This window comes from Thalassotalea insulae (assembly GCF_030161395.1).
Lineage (GTDB): Bacteria > Pseudomonadota > Gammaproteobacteria > Enterobacterales > Alteromonadaceae > Thalassotalea_E > Thalassotalea_E insulae.
In genome coordinates this window covers 2,671,517-2,688,746 of the sequence record NZ_BSST01000001.1, presented here as the reverse complement: position 1 = coordinate 2,688,746, position 17,230 = coordinate 2,671,517, and the positions used below count along the sequence as shown (strand labels likewise).

Below are 17,230 nucleotides of genomic sequence, written 5' to 3'. Positions count from 1 at the left end.
GCAATACACTTACACCTGACAATACCTATTATTGATTTAACTGAATAATCGGTTTAAAACCGCCATAAATCAAACGCATACCATCAAATGGCATAGGGTTGTGTTCCATGCTAACTCTAGTGTCCGTTTCCATTGCCGCTTGCATCTTCTCCATACCGGCATCACGAGTTGCTTTGTCCGGCCATTCAACCCAGGAAAAAACAATATCTTCATCCGGTTGAGCCTGAACAGCCCGGCGAAAGTCCGTCTGTTTGCCGTCAGGTACATCATCTTCCCAGCATTCCACCACTCGCAAAGCGCCCCATTCAATAAAAGCTTGATCAAACTTTAGTGCATGCTCGGTAAATTTTTCTTTATTGGCTTTAGGTACTGCTAAAATAACGCCATCAATATAATTCATTTTAAACTCCTTGTTTTCACTAGCCGATATTAATCATTTATTTAGCTTCGCTGGCAAATGCAGCGGGATCCATCCACATCACTTCCCAAACATGACCGTCAAGGTCGGTAAATGCCCGGCCATACATAACGCCATGATCCTGCGGAGCATTAATATCGGCAACACCGCCACATTCAGCTGCGGTATTTGTCATCAAATCGACTTTTTCCTTATGGTCTAATGACAACGCCAACATCACTTCACTATGAGTGCTATCCGGGATCGGTCGTTGTGTAAAATGTCGCCACTTATCATGCGTGAGCAGCATCACATGAATCGCTTCACTCCATACCATGCAAGCAGCGGTGTCATCAGTAAATTGAGGATTATTTTCAAACCCCAACGCCTGATAAAACTTCATCGATGCCGTTAAATCTTTCACCGGAAGATTGATAAAAATCATTTTTGTCATAACCTAATACTCCATTCCTTTTTAATAAATAGTAGGGGCTGTTGAACTTTGCTGTTTGAATTTTGTTCAAGGTAAACGCCTTCTGCTCGCGGCACTTGGATTCTTGCATAGTCATTCTATGGTTAATTCAAGTAACAAAGAGCAGGAGGCGTTTAGTTGAACCCTTCGGGCAGCACCTGTTTGGCATTTCTACTGTGTTATCGCTTGATTCGAGTAGAACAACTACACTTCACAAGCGCTGCCTTGTATAAATACCAAACAGATTACTGCAAAAATAAACTTAAAAGATCAACAGCCCCTAATTAGAACCAGCTCTAATTACTAAATAATCGTATAAGTCAGACGCAATTCGACAACCATATAAAAAAATTTTAAATTTTTTATAACTCAGCGATACGTTTTTCAATAAAACGCTGTTCTGGCTCTTGTTCCGTCAAGTCTAATGCCGTTTGATAGGCAATTAACGCGTCTTGGGTTTTTCCTAATTTTCTGTACAAATCTGCTTTTGCCGCATAGAGCAAATAATAATTTTTAAGCGCTTGATGTTGTGCTATCGCCGCTATCGCTGCTAACCCGGCTTCAGGACCATCTCTCATCGCCAGTGCCACAGCATGATTTAAACCATAAACAGGCGAAGGGTTAATCGCTAATAAGGCCTGATATAAGCCGGTGATTTCAGCCCAGTCAGTGTCCTCAAAAGTAGGAGCCTCGTCGTGAACGGCAGCTATAGCCGCCTGTAAGCTATATACACCTGGATTAGCAACCGATAAAGCCTTAACGACCAGTTGCCCTCCTTCATCTATTTGCGCTCGGCACCATAAGGCTCTGTCTTGTTGTTCCAACGCTACTAAATCGCCATTTTTATCCACTCTCGCTGCGCGCCGAGCATCATGCAGCAACATCAAGGCAAGTAAACCGGTAACTTCGCTATCAGGCATCAAACCATACACTAATCTGGTTAAACGTATTGCTTCATTGGACAATTCAGAACGGATAATGTGTTTGCCGTTACTGGCTGAATAGCCTTCATTAAAAAGTAAATAACAAACAGACAATACTGCAGATAAGCGTTCAGCTAATGCCTGTTGTTCAGGAATTTCATAAGGAATTTTGGCATCACGTATTTTATTCTTAGCTCGAACAATACGTTGTGCCAAGGTTGGAACCGGTACTAAAAATGCGGCAGCTATCGCTTCGGTAGTTAAGCCACACACTTCCCGTAAGGTTAGCGCTAGCCTGGCTTCCATTGCTAAACTTGGATGACAGCAGGTGAAAATTAATCGTAGTAAATCATCTTCAATTAATTGATCCGATTCTAGCGATTCGACAGTAGTTGCCAAATCGCTAGCCGTTTCATTTTGGTATTTCTGTAAACGACTGTGCTTACGTAGGCGATCTATGGCTTTAAAACGACCGGTTGAAATTAACCAGGCTCTTGGTTTTTCCGGTATTCCTTCTTCCTGCCATTGTAACAGTGCAGCGGTAAATGCCTCTTGCAGCGCTTCTTCTGCCAAGTCAAAATCACCGTTTAGCAAACGAATAAGTGTAGCTAACACCGCACCGGACTCTCGTTGATATAACGACGCGATCTGTTGCGCTATCGTCGGTGATGCTTGCCGAACATTTACCATACTGGCCCACCATTGATTAACACTCCCTGTGCTACTTTGTATCGCAAACCTAAGGTAAAATGCAAATGAGTTGTTCAACAACTCATCTTATACCAACGCCAGAAGTTCAGACAAAAAAATACCACGGCAATCACGTCATGCCATGGTATTCGTTGTACTACATCTAATGTAATAGTAAATAGTTAAATAACTAAATACGCGATTTGAAATGGTGACAGTTCGAGTTGATTGGTCTGTTGTGAAATAGTCGGCAAGCTAAAGCCATGACCATCTAATAGCTGCACTTTTTCTGTGCTTAGCTGATAGCTGATTGGTTGATCAGTGAAATTCGCTACCACTAACAGTTTCTCGCCCTGATATTGGCGAGTAAACACTAGCTTTTCATCGTCACTAACCAAAAATTCTATCTCACCAAAACGCAACGCCGCCTGTGTTTTACGCCAGTTAAGGAAAGTGCGATATGCCGTTAACACCGAGGCTTGATCATTTTCCTGCACTGCAACAGCGTGAGCTTGATGCTGTTCACTAACCGGCAACCATGGGCGCTCTACTTGAGAGAAACCGGCGTTAACTTCAGCGCTTTGCCACGGCATTGGCGTACGACAACCATCACGGCCTTTAAATGTTGGCCAGAAGGTAATACCGTATGGATCCTGTAAATCATCAAACGCGATATCTGCTTCACTTAAGCCCAGCTCTTCCCCTTGATAGCTGCAAACGCTACCGCGCAGTGAGGCGAGTAAAGCATTAAACATTTTACTTTGCAGCTCACGAGTTTCAGCTGTCGCCCAGCGACTGGCAACCCGCGTAACATCGTGATTACCAATTGCCCAACACGGCCAGCCATCAGCAAGTTTGCCTTCTAGCGCTTCCACCGTTTGACGAATATAACTCGGGCTACCATCTGGGGTTAACAGCTCAAAGCTATAGGCCATATGTAGGCGTTTATCCCCCTGAGTATATTCTGCCATGGTTTGCAACGAATCTTCCGACGATATTTCTCCTAGCGTTACGACGCCAGGATACTGATCCATTAAGCCACGGATCTCTTCCATAAAAGCAATATTTTCTGGTTGAGTATTATTGTAATAATGATACTGAAACGCATATGGATTATCTTCACTAAAGCCACGTCCCTGACGATCCGCTGGTGCTTTTGCCGGATTGTCTCGTAACTCTTTATCATGAAAACAAAAGTTAATCGCATCAAGACGGAAGCCATCGACACCTTTGTCTAACCAGAATTTAACGTTTTCCAGTACCGCTTTTCGCACCTCTGGATTATGAAAGTTTAAATCTGGTTGTGAGGTTAAAAAGTTATGCAAATAATACTGTTGACGACGCGGTTCCCACTGCCAGGCACAGCCACCAAAAATTGATAACCAGTTATTCGGCGGTGTGCCATCTTCATTAGCATCTGCCCAGACATACCAGTCTGCTTTGGCATTAGTCTTATCCTGACGGCTTTCGATAAACCATGGATGTTGATCGGATGTATGGCTTAACACCTGATCAATGATCACCTTTAAATTCTGTTCTTTTGCTTGTGCCATCAACTGATCAAAATCAGCCATGGTGCCAAACATCGGGTCAATTTCGCGATAGCCGCTAATATCATAGCCAAAATCTTTCATTGGCGATTTAAAAAATGGCGAAATCCAAATAGCATCTACACCTAAGCTTTTCACATACGGAAGCTTAGTGATAATTCCTGCCAGATCGCCAATACCATCATTATTGGCATCCATAAAACTACGAGGATAAATTTGATAAATTACGGCGCCACGCCACCAAGGTTGAATTTCCATAACCGTCCAATTCATTATTATTAGCTTTATTGGCAGTTATTAAAATTTCCACCAACAAATTACAACGTCACTAAGCATAAGTAGCCCCCTTAATTAGTGCAATGATCCTGCATACGTATGCATGGTAAAAAAAGCACTGAATCACTATGCATACGTATGTAATATTTATACTTACTAGAGGGATATTTGTACTATCAAACCAAAGCAGAATAATAGTGAACCTATATGAAACAGTGGCTTGAACAATTCTTTAAACAACGTAGCTTATTCACAGCAGCAGTAATGACCACGGCATTGCTCAGTGTAACTGGCTGTAAACCACAAACAGGGCAATCGTTGCAAACCGAGCAACCTTCACCCATTCAACAAACAACACTAACTATCACGGCTAAGCAACTTAAGCCTTATAGCCAGCGCCCAATTGAAGATGAAGTGTTTTATTTTGTCCTGCCAGACAGGTTCTATAACGGGAATACAGCAAATGACCAAGGGGATATTAATATCCCTATTTCCTACGGCGGTTTTGAGCCCAGCAACCCCATGGCCTATCATGGCGGTGACTTAAAAGGTTTAACCGAAAAACTTGATTATATAGAACAACTCGGCGTTACCAGCATCTGGCTAACGCCAATATTACGCAATCAGGCTGTACAAGGCGATATTTCCGGTTACCATGGCTATTGGGTGTTAGATTTTACCGAAATCGACCCCCACCTGGGTTCAAACGATGATCTTAAGCAGCTCATTGCTCAGGCCCATCAACGCAATATTAAAATTTTCTTCGACATTATCACCAACCACACCGCCGATGTGGTGAAATATAAAGAATGCCATGGTGAAGATGGTACTGGCTGGTCAGAAAGTGGTGAGCCCTGCCCTTATATTTCACTGGCAGAAATGGCTGAAGGCAAGCGATATCACACTGTTATTCAAAAAGGTAATGAAAACTTAAAAACTCCGAGCTGGCTTAACGAACCCGTGCATTATCACAATCAGGGGGATTCCACCTTTGAAGGAGAAAATTCACTCAATGGCGACTTCTTTGGCCTCGACGATCTTAATACTGAATCACCTGATGTAGTCACTGGCATGATAGCTATTTACAAAAATATTATTTCGGAATTTAAACCGGACGGCTTTCGCATCGACACGGTAAAACACGTTAATATAGAGTTCTGGCAGCAGTTTGTTCCCGCATTAAAGGCACATGCAACAGAACAAGGCATTGAAAACTTCTTTATGTTTGGTGAAGTTTATAGTGGTGACCCAAAAGAATTGAGTAAATTTACCAACCAAGGGAAATTACCATCAGTGCTCGATTTTGGTTTGCAATCGGCACTTTATCAAACCTTAATTGAAGAAAAATCCGGTAGTGTATTTGCCAATTTATTTGCCCAAGACACGCTTTACCCTGACGCCAACCAGCTGCTTAACTTCACCGGCAATCATGATATGGGGCGCTTCGCCTATTTACTTAAACGGAGTAATAAATTTAGCCAGCAAGAAATAATTGTTCGTTTGAAACTGGCAAGTGCTATCAGTTTTTTTGTCCGCGGTGTACCGGTTATTTATTACGGTGACGAACAAGGCTTTGTTGGTACAGGCGATAATCATCAAGCACGTCAGGACATGATGTCATCTAAAGTTAATGCTTATAATCGACAAACCTTGTTAATGACAGATGCAACCACGGCAGATAACAACTTTGATCAAGCACACCCTTTATTTAAGTATCATGCAGAATTAGCAAGCGTTTACCATCAGCATCCAACGCTCAAACGCGCCCAACAAAAGTTACTATTTACCAACTCTGAATCAGGGCTAGTAGTACTTGAAAAATCAGATAAAAATGGCATTTACCTGATTGCTTTTAACACTGCTAACAATCAAAAAACGACCGAATTAGCACTGGATAGCAGCTATCAATTGATTTATCAGTCAACACCATTAGCTTCAGAAAATCTACTCAACAATAATACATTAACTTTGCCGCCATTAACGTTAGCGATATTCAAAGCCAAATAAAGTGATATACCTAACGAACTAATGACACCATCGAAAATGCCAACTGATTGTCAGTTGGCATTTTACTTTTAGCTCGGCGCATAGAACGTAGATTTTACTTTTACTAACTGATTTTCAGATAAGTTTTTAACGATAAAGCGAATCTCCGTATTGTTATCTTTGACTAAGTTACTAGTCACAGACTTAGCAACAACATTAACTGTTAAGATTTTTTGCTGGCCTGGCTGTACCACTATTTTATCAGGCGATTTAAGCTTGACATCCGATATGCCATTCACATTGAGTTGGTAGTATGCAAGCGACTGGCTTTTATTAAAAATCTTAATTTGATAGCTATTTTCAATGAGCTCGCCGGCAAGTTCGCGATACAAAATATTTCTGTCTTTAAATACTGCCACTTCAAACGTATTACGCTGCATAAGCCAATAACTCCCAGCAGCTAAAATTGTTGCCAATACCAATAGATAGCTAATATTACGCCAGCTGGTAATGCGTTGTTTGTGCTCACTGGCATACTTTATCAGTCCTCGCTGATAGGAAAACTTATCCATGGTTTGATCACAGGCATCAATGCATAAACCACAGCTGATGCATTGATATTGCAAGCCCTCGCGAATATCGATACCAACCGGACAGACCTGCACACACAGTTTACAATCAACACAATCTCCTAATCCTTGCGGTATGGCCTGATTCATTTTACGTGCGCCACGGCCTTCCCCTCGATGGTGATCATAACTGATCACCTTGGTACTTTTTGTCATCATCACCGACTGAAATCGTGAATAAGGGCACATATGCTCACACATTTTTTCACGAATAAATCCGGCATTGATATACGTACAACAAGCGAAAAATGCGATCCAGTTAAAGGTCAACAAAGAAATGTCGAGTTGTAATAAATCACTGTATAACTGGTGAGCAGGTATAAAATAAGAGATAAATATCGTCGCGGTAACTAACGCAATAGTAAACCAGATAGCGTGTTTCACCGTTTTTATCAGCAGTTTTTTTAGCGTAAGTTTACTGTTATTGAGTTTTATTTTTGCCTGCCGGTTACCCTCTATTCTGTGTTCCACCCATAAGTACATCATGGTCCAGATAGTTTGCGGACAGGTATAACCACACCATACCCGGCCATATCGGGTCGCGACATAAAACAAAGCAAATGCGCTGAATAAAAAGATAAAAACAAACAGCATTAAATCTTGCGGATAGAAAGACCAGGCAAAGACATTGAATTTTTGCTGGGCAATATCAAACAGTAATGCTTGCTGCCCCTGAAACTGTACTAAAGGTAAAGCGATGAATAATAATACTAATGACCAAGCTAAATAACGTCGCATCCGCTGATAGCGGCCATGTTGTTCACGAATATGATGCTTGCCATCAATGTGCTTAGTTTGAAAAATGACTTGTTCGTTATGGTTAGTAAGCTGATGCATGGCAAGGTCCTCACGCAATAAAATAGCAGTACAATGAGCTGCTATTTTATTGCCTATACCAAGCACCAGACAGTGACAGAAAAATCAATTACAATGGGTACAGTTTAGTTTTATGGCAGAAAAATCATGCTTGCCTATCAAAAAATTGTCAGATTTATCGAAGATAAAATTGATCATAAAATATGGTCTGTTGGTGAAAAAATTCCTTCTATTCGAACCTTGATGCAGCAACATAGTGTCGCAAAAAACACTATTATTCGCGCCTTAATAGAATTGGAAAAAAACGGATTGCTATTTGCCAAACCTCAAGCGGGTTATTTTGTCCGTAAACGACCAAGCGATAACCAAGCGCCACAGCAACAGTATCCACAGAGTTTACCGTCAATGGTCTCGGTGCCTGAAATTTTCTACGATATTATGCAGCGTAGTGCCGCCTTTGATATTTTACCTAACCTACCGGCAGCACCATTTTCCAACCACTTAATCGAACTGCACCGTAATATCAGCAAAGCACAAAGAAATAACCGTAATGCGACTATGTATTATGATGCGCCATTAGGCTCAAAGCAGCTACGCGAACAGATTTCTGCCCGTTACCGACTGAGAAACAGCTATATTGACGCAGATGAACTGTGCATTACCTTTGGTTGCCAACACGCATTATTTCTGGCGCTATTTGTCACCTGCCAGCCGGGAGACAATGTGGTGGTGGAAAGTCCGGCATTTTATGGGGTAGTACAATTACTGGAACAATTACAGATCAATATCATTGAAGTATCTGCTTCTCCAGTAGGTGGCATAGACACTAAAGCGTTAGCCGCTGTCGCACAGCAATGGCCAATAAAAGCCTGTGTCGTCACGCCCTCATTTGCCACACCTACTGGCGCTACTATGTCTGAACAGGCCAAGCAGCATTTAATCACCCTTGCTAATCAGCACGATTTTGCCGTCATTGAAGATGATATTTATGGCGAACTCAGTTTTGAACAGCCAGTATCGCCGTTAAAATCATTCGATAGCGACAATCGGGTAATATTATGCAGCTCATTTTCTAAATCACTGTCACGCGATTTAAGACTAGGCTGGATAGCAGCTGCACGCTGGATGCCTGATGTCATCCGGTTAAAACTTACCAGTCAATTAGCAAGCAACCAAACCACTCAGCAAGGGATTGCAGAATTTATCAGTAAAGGGAACTACCGCCGGCACCTCAATTACTTTACCCATCAGCTAATGCTGCAGCGTAATCAACTGATTTCAGCACTCCAGCAATACTGGCCGCAAGATATTCGATATACCCTACCCAATGGGGGGATTGCACTGTGGATAGAACTTAGCGCTAACCACAATACCACCGAGCTCTATCAACACCTTATTAGTGAAAATATTGTGATCACCCCGGGAAATTTATTTTCCTGTAGCAACTGCTACCCCAACTACCTGCGTTTAAGCTTTAATCACCCGACAACAGGTAAACGCTTAAATGCGATCAAGAAACTGGGTAAATTGCTGTCTAGTTAATTAATCATTTTAATAATAATTATACCAATCAAAAGCAACACGTTACATTTATTACTACCACTATAACTGAGATAAGAAAGCATCATGCGTTGGCAAATTTCCAACGGTACGATCAATAATCGTTTTCAAGTTATCCATTAGCTCAGTAATTTGCTCTTTGCTTAACGAATCAACCAACGGATGATGATCTTTAGGCACTAATCCTTGGCCTATCATTACTTGTTGCCAAGCTATTTCGGTAAACAGTTCATCCTGTTCACGAAAAATTTTTCCACTTTGTTCAAACAACGCCATTTTATTAGTTAACGTTTTTGGCACATCCATTCGCTGGCAAGCGCGCCAAAATTCGGAGTCATCACGCTGAGTTTGCTTGTAATGCAAAATAATAAAATCACGCATTCGTTCTGATTCTATTTGCGATTGTCGATTAAATTCTGCAACTTCTTCATCTTTAATCCCCATATGCGGAAAGAATTTTAATAAGCGTGTTGCCGCCGTTTGAATAAGGTGAATATTAGTCGACTCTAACGGTTCAAAAAATCCACTGGACAGGCCAATCGCCACAACGTTTTTATGCCATTGTTTACGACGACGTCCGGTTTTAAACGAGATAGTTTTTGGCTCGCCGATTTGTGCACCATCTAAACTAGATAACAATAAATCCTGTGCCTGTTGGTCGCTCATATGCTTACTCGAGTAAACCACACCGTTACCCGTACGATGCTGTAGAGGAATGCGCCAACGCCAGCCAGCACTATGAGCAATAGACCGAGTATAAGGTACAATAGGCTTAACTGACTCACAAGCCACAGCCATTGCTCGATCACATGGCAACCAGTGCGACCAATCTTCAAAACCAGTCGATAACGTTTGCTCTATCAACAAAGCTTTTAACCCAGTACAGTCAATAAATAAATCGCCAGCAATGGCTTGATTATCTTCTAAATGTAACGTATTAATATAGCCAGACTCTTTATCGACATCTACTCGTTCAATAATCCCTTCAAAGCGTTTTACACCGAGTTTTTCACTAAACTCTCGTAAAAATTTGGCATATAAACCAGCGTCAAAGTGATAAGCGTACTCGATGCCTGGCAAATTAGTCCCTTCAATACGGTTTATTTTGGCAAATTTCCCCGCTTTCGAGGCCTGATAATTTAATGAAAACTCCCCAAATTCAGAAGGGTAGCCTAACTGCTGACTCTTTACCCAAAAATGATAGAAGTCACAGAAAGGGAAGTTTTTGCCAATGCCACCAAAAGCATGCATATACTTGTCACCCTGCTGTTTCCAATTTTCAAACTCAATGCCAAGTTTCAGTGTACCTTTTGTTGCTTTTAAAAATGCTTTTTCATCAATACCTAGTGCATTATTAAACGGAATGATCGGTGGAATTGTCGCCTCTCCAACGCCAATAATCCCTATTTTATCTGACTCTACTAAGGTGATATTAATGGCTTTACCTAACACCTTAACCATTAGTGCAGCAGTGATCCAGCCAGCAGTACCACCACCAACAATCACGACATTTTCAATCTTATCTTTTTTCACAAATCACCTTTTTTCAATATCGGACAAAATATTATTAACCATTAATGACTAGTTCAGCTTAGTACACGCTGTTAATTTTTATAGTGGTAATATTAAAGAGCAAAACTTAGCCTGTAGCCTACGTTCACTTCTTAATTGTAGCCCTACTTTGATAGCTTGAAGCACAACATCACTCTTAGGTTAACCATACATCCTATATACACGAAATTGTGCTCCTGCAATTTCGATATACCATACATCCTGTATATACACGAAATTGTGCTCCTGCAATTTCGATATACCATACATCCTGTATATAAAAAGCCCCTGCAAGTGCAAGGGCTTTTAATACTTAGAACCTAACCATTAATGATTAAAGCTTGTAGCTAAACCCTAATAAGTAAGTACTACCATAATCTTGATAATCACGAACTTGTAGTGCGTTATCACCTTGTAATGAGGTAAATGGCTCTTCGGTAATATTTTGCGCTTGTAAGAAGATAGACAAACCTTCTAAGCCTTCAACACCTGCTTCACCGAAGTCGTAACCAATTTGTGCATCGACAATAGTTTCACCTAAAATGTCCACTTGACTCGTTGAGAAACCTAAACCGTAAACATCGCCTTTAAAATCACCACGTTTACGCATACTAGCACGCGCTTGGAAACCATCTCTCTCATAATAGAAAGTTAAGCTCTGAATACTGTCAGATAAACCTGGTAGCTCGTAATCATTACCATCAGGGTCTTCAAGATCTGATTTAACTGACGTATGGCTGGCAATTAAACCAAAGCCTTCTAAACTTTCATCGATAATTTTAAATGGAAAAGCAACTGAGATCTCATAACCCCATAATGAACCACTACCACCGTTTACTTTACCATGGCCAGTTGCAGATGAATTTTCCGGAACATTACCCGTTGCTGGATCAGCAACACCTGACATATCAACATCATAAGTACCATCAAAAATCCATTCACTTAGATCTTTGTGGAAAAGAGCAACAGAGAAGTAGCCTTCATCACTGAAGTAGTTTTCATATGATAAATCTATGCCAACCGCTTCTTTTGGCTCAAGAGCAGGGTTGCCACCTTCAACTTTCCAGTAATTACCATTCTCATCTGGCTGTTGGTTATATGTTGCGCTCACCGATGAATTCATCTCGTCTAAACGAGCACGCGAGATAGTTTTGGCCGCACCAAAGCGCAACGTTTGTTGATCATCAAGTCTAAATGACAAGTTAATGCTTGGTAAGACATGTGAATAATCATGACTGATATCTGTTGGCGAAGAAACAACTAAACCATCAACGGTATTAAAGGCATTACCTTGTGAAGATTGATCAGATTGTACATAACGTACACCAATATTACCGGTTACTGGGATACCATTGATTTCAGAATCAATATTACCTTGGATAAATGCTGATAATACTTCTTCTTTTACGGTCCAAGACTTAGTTGCATGACTTGAGTTAGTTAAGCTTTCAGCTAACAAATCATAATAGCCATCTTTAATTAACCCATTAGTGTCATAGGCAATCATGTTGCCCATGCCGATGAAGTCTAAATTCACTGAACCTTCACGGTATTGTTCAGGTACCATTAACATGCCTGGATTGTTTGGGTAATTAAACGACGAAAGCGTCATGAAATAACCTTCAGACTTTTTGGTTTTTTCACGTTCACGATAAGATACACCAAACTCTACTGACGAAAAGACTTCACTATCCATATCATGTGATGCGGCTAATTTTAATGCCGTTAATTCATCATCAATACTTGGTGCGTTAATGAAACCATCTTGTAATTGGTTTTCGTATGGATGGTACTCGTATTCTCCGTCAGCATTTGTTGAGCCTACAACACCATACTTTTCATTAAGGGCAGAACTCCAGCCCCAAGATAATGGTCCACCTAATTGAATCAAGTTGTAATCACTATAATCCAAATCGTGCGAAAATGTTGCGCCAGTATTGCCACCATCAAACTCATATCCCAAGTTATCAGCGACACCTCGACTATCACCTCGACCCGTACCTGAATAGCTTTCGATACTCCAAATATCACGGTCTACTTGTGAATAACTAGCGTCAAATTCTAATTGCCAAGTATCATTTAATTCATAGACAGAGTTAAAACCTAACGAAGTTAACTCGGCTTTACGCTCTTCATAATCATTACGGACAACCACACGTTGACCTTGCGTAATAGCGCTGGTTACAAAACCTGTAGATGGGTCAATAGTTGCCGTTTCAGCAGCAATAGAACCTTGACCCCAAGCAAATGGCACTTCAATACCACGTAAAATTTTCTCATCGGAAAAATCAACATAAAGCGCATCGAATGTCATCTGCAATTTATCGTTAGGCGCAGCTTCTACGACTAACATTGCAGAGTCACGATCTAATGTTGATGAACGAACAAATGGCTTAGCACCACCTAAGATAGAACCATCAGATCCGTCAGGGTAAGTGAATGTTGGGTATCCCCATGAATTCCAGCGTTTTTCTTGATTCGGAGAACTCATGGTTGAATAAGCAAAAGCAACACCGATAGTATCGTCAGCAAACTTATCCATATAAGAAAAAGTACCACGGAAACCTTTATCGTTGCCGTCAGGGTTTAGTTTATCAAAGCTAGTTTGCTCAATTTGACCGTTAAATTGAATAACACGCTCATCTTTACCTAATGGTTTAACTGTTTGCATATCAACAATACCAGCGATACCTTCAGCTTCAAGGCTTGCGCTAGGTGTTTTGTAAACAGTTACTCCACTCATAATTTCTGAAGGGTATAAATCAAATTCAACACCACGGTTATCACTGATAGAAACTTGTTCACGACCGTTAAAAGTTGTACCACCTTCATTTTCACCGAAACCACGAATACTAACACGACTCGCTCGACCATCTAACCGTTGTGCCGTTAATCCAGGTAAACGTGCAATCGACTCTGCAATCGATGAATCCGGCAGTTTACCAATATCTTCGGCTGAAATTGATTCTACAACTTCGGATGAATAGCGTTTGGTGTTAATTGACTCGACAATACTGCCACGAAAGCCTTTAACCTCAATAACTTCAACTTCTTCTGCTGCTTGTTTCTTCTCTTTTTCCGCTTGCTCTTCGTAGGCAAATGAAGAACTGCTAACCGCCATTAATCCTGTCGATAATATCGCTAGTGTTAACTTGCTAGGTTTAAAATTAACCATGTGTGATCTCTCCCCCTACATTCCATGTATTTTGATTTATAATTCAGCGTTCCCAACAACTGATGTAATAACTATTTATGTGTTTCATATGTAAGTGTGCTATCCACATCGTCAAGTGGATGACACTAATATAGAGAGGTAGGCAACCGAAAAATACATTATGCATACGTATTCAAACCTTACCCAGCAATGCATACGTATTCACTACAAAGCCTTTTCTAGCTATTAGCAAAAAGGTCATATTTCACGCTAGCCCCGATAAAATATAAAACTCCTTATCTATAAGATAGCGCAATTTCCACATATATAGTTACATTCTGAAAGACTTAGCAAACAATTGAATACGTATGCAAAATAGCTAACCGACTTCTTATTACTGGCATTGCCACGTAAATTAAGTCGCAATAAGCAGCTATTATTCAATTAATGAATCACGGGAAACAAATATGCGTAGCGTTCTTTATGCTTTATTACTACTTACTGGGGCATGCCAGGCTCAGTTAACAGAGAATAAGGCGGCTCAGTCATCAACAATTGCCAAACCTGCCACTATTCATTTAGCTGCCGCCCATTGGGTAACTCCTGAACTAATGCTTGTTGACTCACAATTTAGTCAACAACCACTACGCTTAATCAATACTTTGAACAGCCAAGAGGCAAATAAAACATTCCCACTAAGCGCGACTAAGATGCCAAGCTGGGTAAAACAACAGTTTCCACACCTAGCACAATTTCAAAGCTATTCACTCGCTATCAACCGGGATGAAATCAAACAACTAATCAAACAACCGCTCGCTATTATCAGTGCTAAACAAGGCGCGGTTAACGAAACTGGCACACGGGTGCAAATCGCTACGTTGCTTGACGCCTTATATACCTCAGGGTCTCAAGATGCTGATGAAGTTACCGATTTAGGTGCGACTATTCATCCAGATAAAGTAACTTTTAAACTATGGGCACCGACTGCCATATCTGTTAACGTCTTATTATATAACGCAAGAAAACAGCCTTTAGCTCCCCAAAAAATAGTAATGAGCCAAGATAATGCGAGTGGCATCTGGCAGGCATCGGGAGCAACCAGCTTAGCGGGTCAATATTATCGTTATCAATTAAAAACCTATCACAGTGCCAGCGGGCAAGTGGAAAACATTATTACTACAGATCCTTATTCATTAAGCCTATCAACTAATAGTGAGTATTCACAAATTGTTGATTTAAATGATAGCACTACCATGCCAGAAGGTTGGCTCAATCAACAGGATAATCCGGTTAGCGCACCAGAAGACAATATCTTTTATGAAAGCCATATTCGTGATTTTAGTGCATTCGATTCGACACTAAGTAATAGCGATTATCGCGGAAAATACCTTGCCTTTAACGAAACAAACAGCGACGGTATCAAGCACTTAAAAACCTTACAGCAAGCGGGAGTTAACAGTATTCATTTATTGCCGACGTTTGATATCGGTACTGTTAATGAAGATCAAACACAAGTCGTAGATAGTAACGATAGCTTAGCCAGTATTTGCCAAAAAACATCCGTCAAACTAGTTTGTCAGTTGGAAAATCAACAACAAACATTATTAAATTACTTAACGAATCTGCCACCAAGCAGTGAACAGCAGCAAGCAATAGTTTCTTCATTACGACAGCTCGATAATTACAACTGGGGTTATGACCCGTTCCACTACAGCGTACCTGAAGGCAGTTATGCCCTTAACCCGGAAGGTATCAATCGCATTAAAGAATTTCGTACCATGGTGCAGTCGCTGCATAACTTAGGCTTTCGCGTCATTATGGATGTTGTCTATAACCACACTCATCAGGCAGGCTTAGCACCGACATCGGTACTGGATAAAATCGTACCAAACTATTATCAGAGATTAGACCCGATTAGCGGCGAAATAGCCCAATCTACTTGCTGTGATAACACCGCGACCGAACGTGTCATGATGGAAAAACTGATGATAGATTCCTTAGTCGTATGGGCAAAAGATTATAAAATCGACGGCTTTCGTTTTGACTTAATGGCGCATCAACCCAAATCGGCGATGTTAAAAGCCAGAGCCGCAGTACAAGCAATAGATCCTGATAATTATTTTTATGGCGAAGGCTGGAATTTTGGCGAAGTGGCCAATAACCAGCGATTTATTCAGGCCAGTCAGTTGGAACTTGGCGGCACTGAAATAGGTACCTTTAGCGACCGATTAAGAGATGCAGTTCGCGGTGGAGCATTTAGCGCTCAAGGTAATGAAATAAGAAAAAGTCAGGGCATAGGTAACGGCTTAGCAACTATCCCCAATGAACTGCAAAATGACAGTGAAGCACAGGCTCGTTATTACCAGTTAGCCGACCACTTACGCCTTGGTTTAATCGGTAATTTAGCGAATTACCCACTGGTAACGGCAAATGACAGTGTGCGACTAGGCAAAGAAATTCCTTACGGCGATCAGCCTGCCGGGTATGCCTTAGATCCAGCAGATACCATCAATTACGTATCCAAACACGACAACCAAACCTTGTGGGATAGCAACCAATATCGCTTTTCTTACGCATTGACGACAGCGCAAAGAGTGAGAATGCAGCTGTTAAGTTTATCTTACGTGCTGTTTGCTCAGGGTATTCCATTTATTCATATGGGCAGCGAATTATTACGCTCGAAAGGGTTCTTACGAGATTCCTATGATTATGGCGATTGGTTCAATCAAGTCGATTTCAGCAAACAAAGTAATAACTATCAAACAGGCCTGCCACCGGCAGAAAAAGATCAGGCAAATTGGTTGCTGATTAACGACGTACGGCAACACAATGCTGGTAAAGATAAAGCGTCACCACAAGATATCGCATTTAGCTCAGCTGTATTTAATCAATATATCAAACTTAGAATGACTTCACCGCTATTTCGTTTAACCAATAGTGATGACATCATAGAAAAAGTGCACTTTCACAATACTGGCAGCCAGCAAAAACTTGGCTTAATTGCTATGAGTATCCAAGGAGATAACAACACTCCGTCACTGATGGTGTTGTTTAACAGTCGCGCAAACACTCAAACACTGGAATTTGCCAAGGCGGCAGACTATCAATTGCATCCGATTCAACAACAAGGTGTTGACCCGATCGTTAAACAAAGTACCGCACAAGCACAAAGTTTTTCTGTCCCCGGCCTTAGCACTGCCATTTTTATTACCAAGTAGAGTCAACT

At 41.1% G+C, this 17,230-nt stretch carries 10 protein-coding genes; 3 read left to right on the top strand and 7 right to left on the bottom strand.

The window, feature by feature from the left end; genetic code table 11:
- Positions 1 to 28: 28 nt before the first annotated feature.
- The 4 genes from QQK06_RS12195 to QQK06_RS12175 form a co-directional block, all read right to left on the bottom strand.
- Entirely contained in the window at positions 29 to 400 is a 372-nt protein-coding gene (locus QQK06_RS12195) for a DUF1428 domain-containing protein (RefSeq protein WP_284244971.1), read from the bottom strand.
- A gap of 37 nt (positions 401 to 437) precedes the next feature.
- The gene (locus QQK06_RS12190) at positions 438 to 851 is read right to left on the bottom strand and encodes a VOC family protein (RefSeq protein ID WP_284244970.1); all 414 of its coding nucleotides are present in this window, start codon (positions 849 to 851) and stop codon (positions 438 to 440) included.
- A gap of 380 nt (positions 852 to 1,231) precedes the next feature.
- A complete protein-coding gene (locus QQK06_RS12180; RefSeq protein ID WP_284244969.1) occupies positions 1,232 to 2,560 on the bottom strand; it encodes an RNA polymerase sigma factor in 1,329 nt (442 codons plus the stop codon).
- Positions 2,561 to 2,664: 104 nt separating this feature from the next.
- The gene (locus QQK06_RS12175) at positions 2,665 to 4,290 is read right to left on the bottom strand and encodes an alpha-glucosidase family protein (protein ID WP_284246617.1); all 1,626 of its coding nucleotides are present in this window, start codon (positions 4,288 to 4,290) and stop codon (positions 2,665 to 2,667) included.
- A gap of 225 nt (positions 4,291 to 4,515) precedes the next feature.
- Here QQK06_RS12175 and QQK06_RS12170 point away from each other — a divergent pair, with 225 nt between their 5' ends.
- Positions 4,516 to 6,315 carry an alpha-amylase family glycosyl hydrolase gene (locus QQK06_RS12170; RefSeq protein ID WP_284244967.1) on the top strand — a complete coding sequence of 600 codons (1,800 nt, stop codon included), beginning with the start codon at positions 4,516 to 4,518 and terminating at the stop codon, positions 6,313 to 6,315.
- 68 nt (positions 6,316 to 6,383) lie between these two features.
- On the opposite strand, the gene ccoG is transcribed toward QQK06_RS12170, so the two are convergent.
- The gene (gene ccoG / locus QQK06_RS12165; protein WP_284244966.1) at positions 6,384 to 7,760 is read right to left on the bottom strand and encodes a cytochrome c oxidase accessory protein CcoG; all 1,377 of its coding nucleotides are present in this window, start codon (positions 7,758 to 7,760) and stop codon (positions 6,384 to 6,386) included.
- Between the two features lie 126 nt (positions 7,761 to 7,886).
- On the opposite strand from ccoG, the gene QQK06_RS12160 reads away from it, so the two are divergent.
- A complete protein-coding gene (locus QQK06_RS12160) occupies positions 7,887 to 9,281 on the top strand; it encodes an aminotransferase-like domain-containing protein (protein WP_284244965.1) in 1,395 nt (464 codons plus the stop codon).
- A 60-nt stretch (positions 9,282 to 9,341) separates the two neighbouring features.
- On the opposite strand, the gene QQK06_RS12155 is transcribed toward QQK06_RS12160, so the two are convergent.
- Both QQK06_RS12155 and QQK06_RS12150 read right to left on the bottom strand, forming a co-directional pair.
- Positions 9,342 to 10,832, bottom strand: coding sequence for a tryptophan halogenase family protein (locus QQK06_RS12155; protein ID WP_284244964.1), 1,491 nt, complete (start codon positions 10,830 to 10,832; stop codon positions 9,342 to 9,344).
- A 352-nt stretch (positions 10,833 to 11,184) separates the two neighbouring features.
- Complete coding sequence (locus QQK06_RS12150) at positions 11,185 to 14,025, bottom strand: TonB-dependent receptor (protein WP_284244963.1); 2,841 nt, start codon at positions 14,023 to 14,025, stop codon at positions 11,185 to 11,187.
- 446 nt (positions 14,026 to 14,471) lie between these two features.
- Here QQK06_RS12150 and pulA point away from each other — a divergent pair, with 446 nt between their 5' ends.
- Positions 14,472 to 17,222, top strand: coding sequence for a pullulanase-type alpha-1,6-glucosidase (gene pulA, locus QQK06_RS12145; protein WP_284244962.1), 2,751 nt, complete (start codon positions 14,472 to 14,474; stop codon positions 17,220 to 17,222).
- Positions 17,223 to 17,230: the final 8 nt, after the last annotated feature.

Excerpts from the sequence above, each read along its gene's own strand:
- QQK06_RS12150 (WP_284244963.1), bottom strand. The coding sequence starts at position 14,025 with ATGGTTAATTTTAAACCTAGCAAGTTAACACTAGCGATATTATCGACA.
- QQK06_RS12170 (WP_284244967.1), top strand. The coding sequence starts at position 4,516 with ATGAAACAGTGGCTTGAACAATTCTTTAAACAACGTAGCTTATTCACA.
- QQK06_RS12190 (WP_284244970.1), bottom strand. The coding sequence starts at position 851 with ATGACAAAAATGATTTTTATCAATCTTCCGGTGAAAGATTTAACGGCA.
- QQK06_RS12160 (WP_284244965.1), top strand. The coding sequence starts at position 7,887 with ATGCTTGCCTATCAAAAAATTGTCAGATTTATCGAAGATAAAATTGAT.
- QQK06_RS12195 (WP_284244971.1), bottom strand. The coding sequence starts at position 400 with ATGAATTATATTGATGGCGTTATTTTAGCAGTACCTAAAGCCAATAAA.
- QQK06_RS12175 (WP_284246617.1), bottom strand. The coding sequence starts at position 4,290 with ATGGAAATTCAACCTTGGTGGCGTGGCGCCGTAATTTATCAAATTTAT.
- ccoG (WP_284244966.1), bottom strand. The coding sequence starts at position 7,760 with ATGCATCAGCTTACTAACCATAACGAACAAGTCATTTTTCAAACTAAG.
- pulA (WP_284244962.1), top strand. The coding sequence starts at position 14,472 with ATGCGTAGCGTTCTTTATGCTTTATTACTACTTACTGGGGCATGCCAG.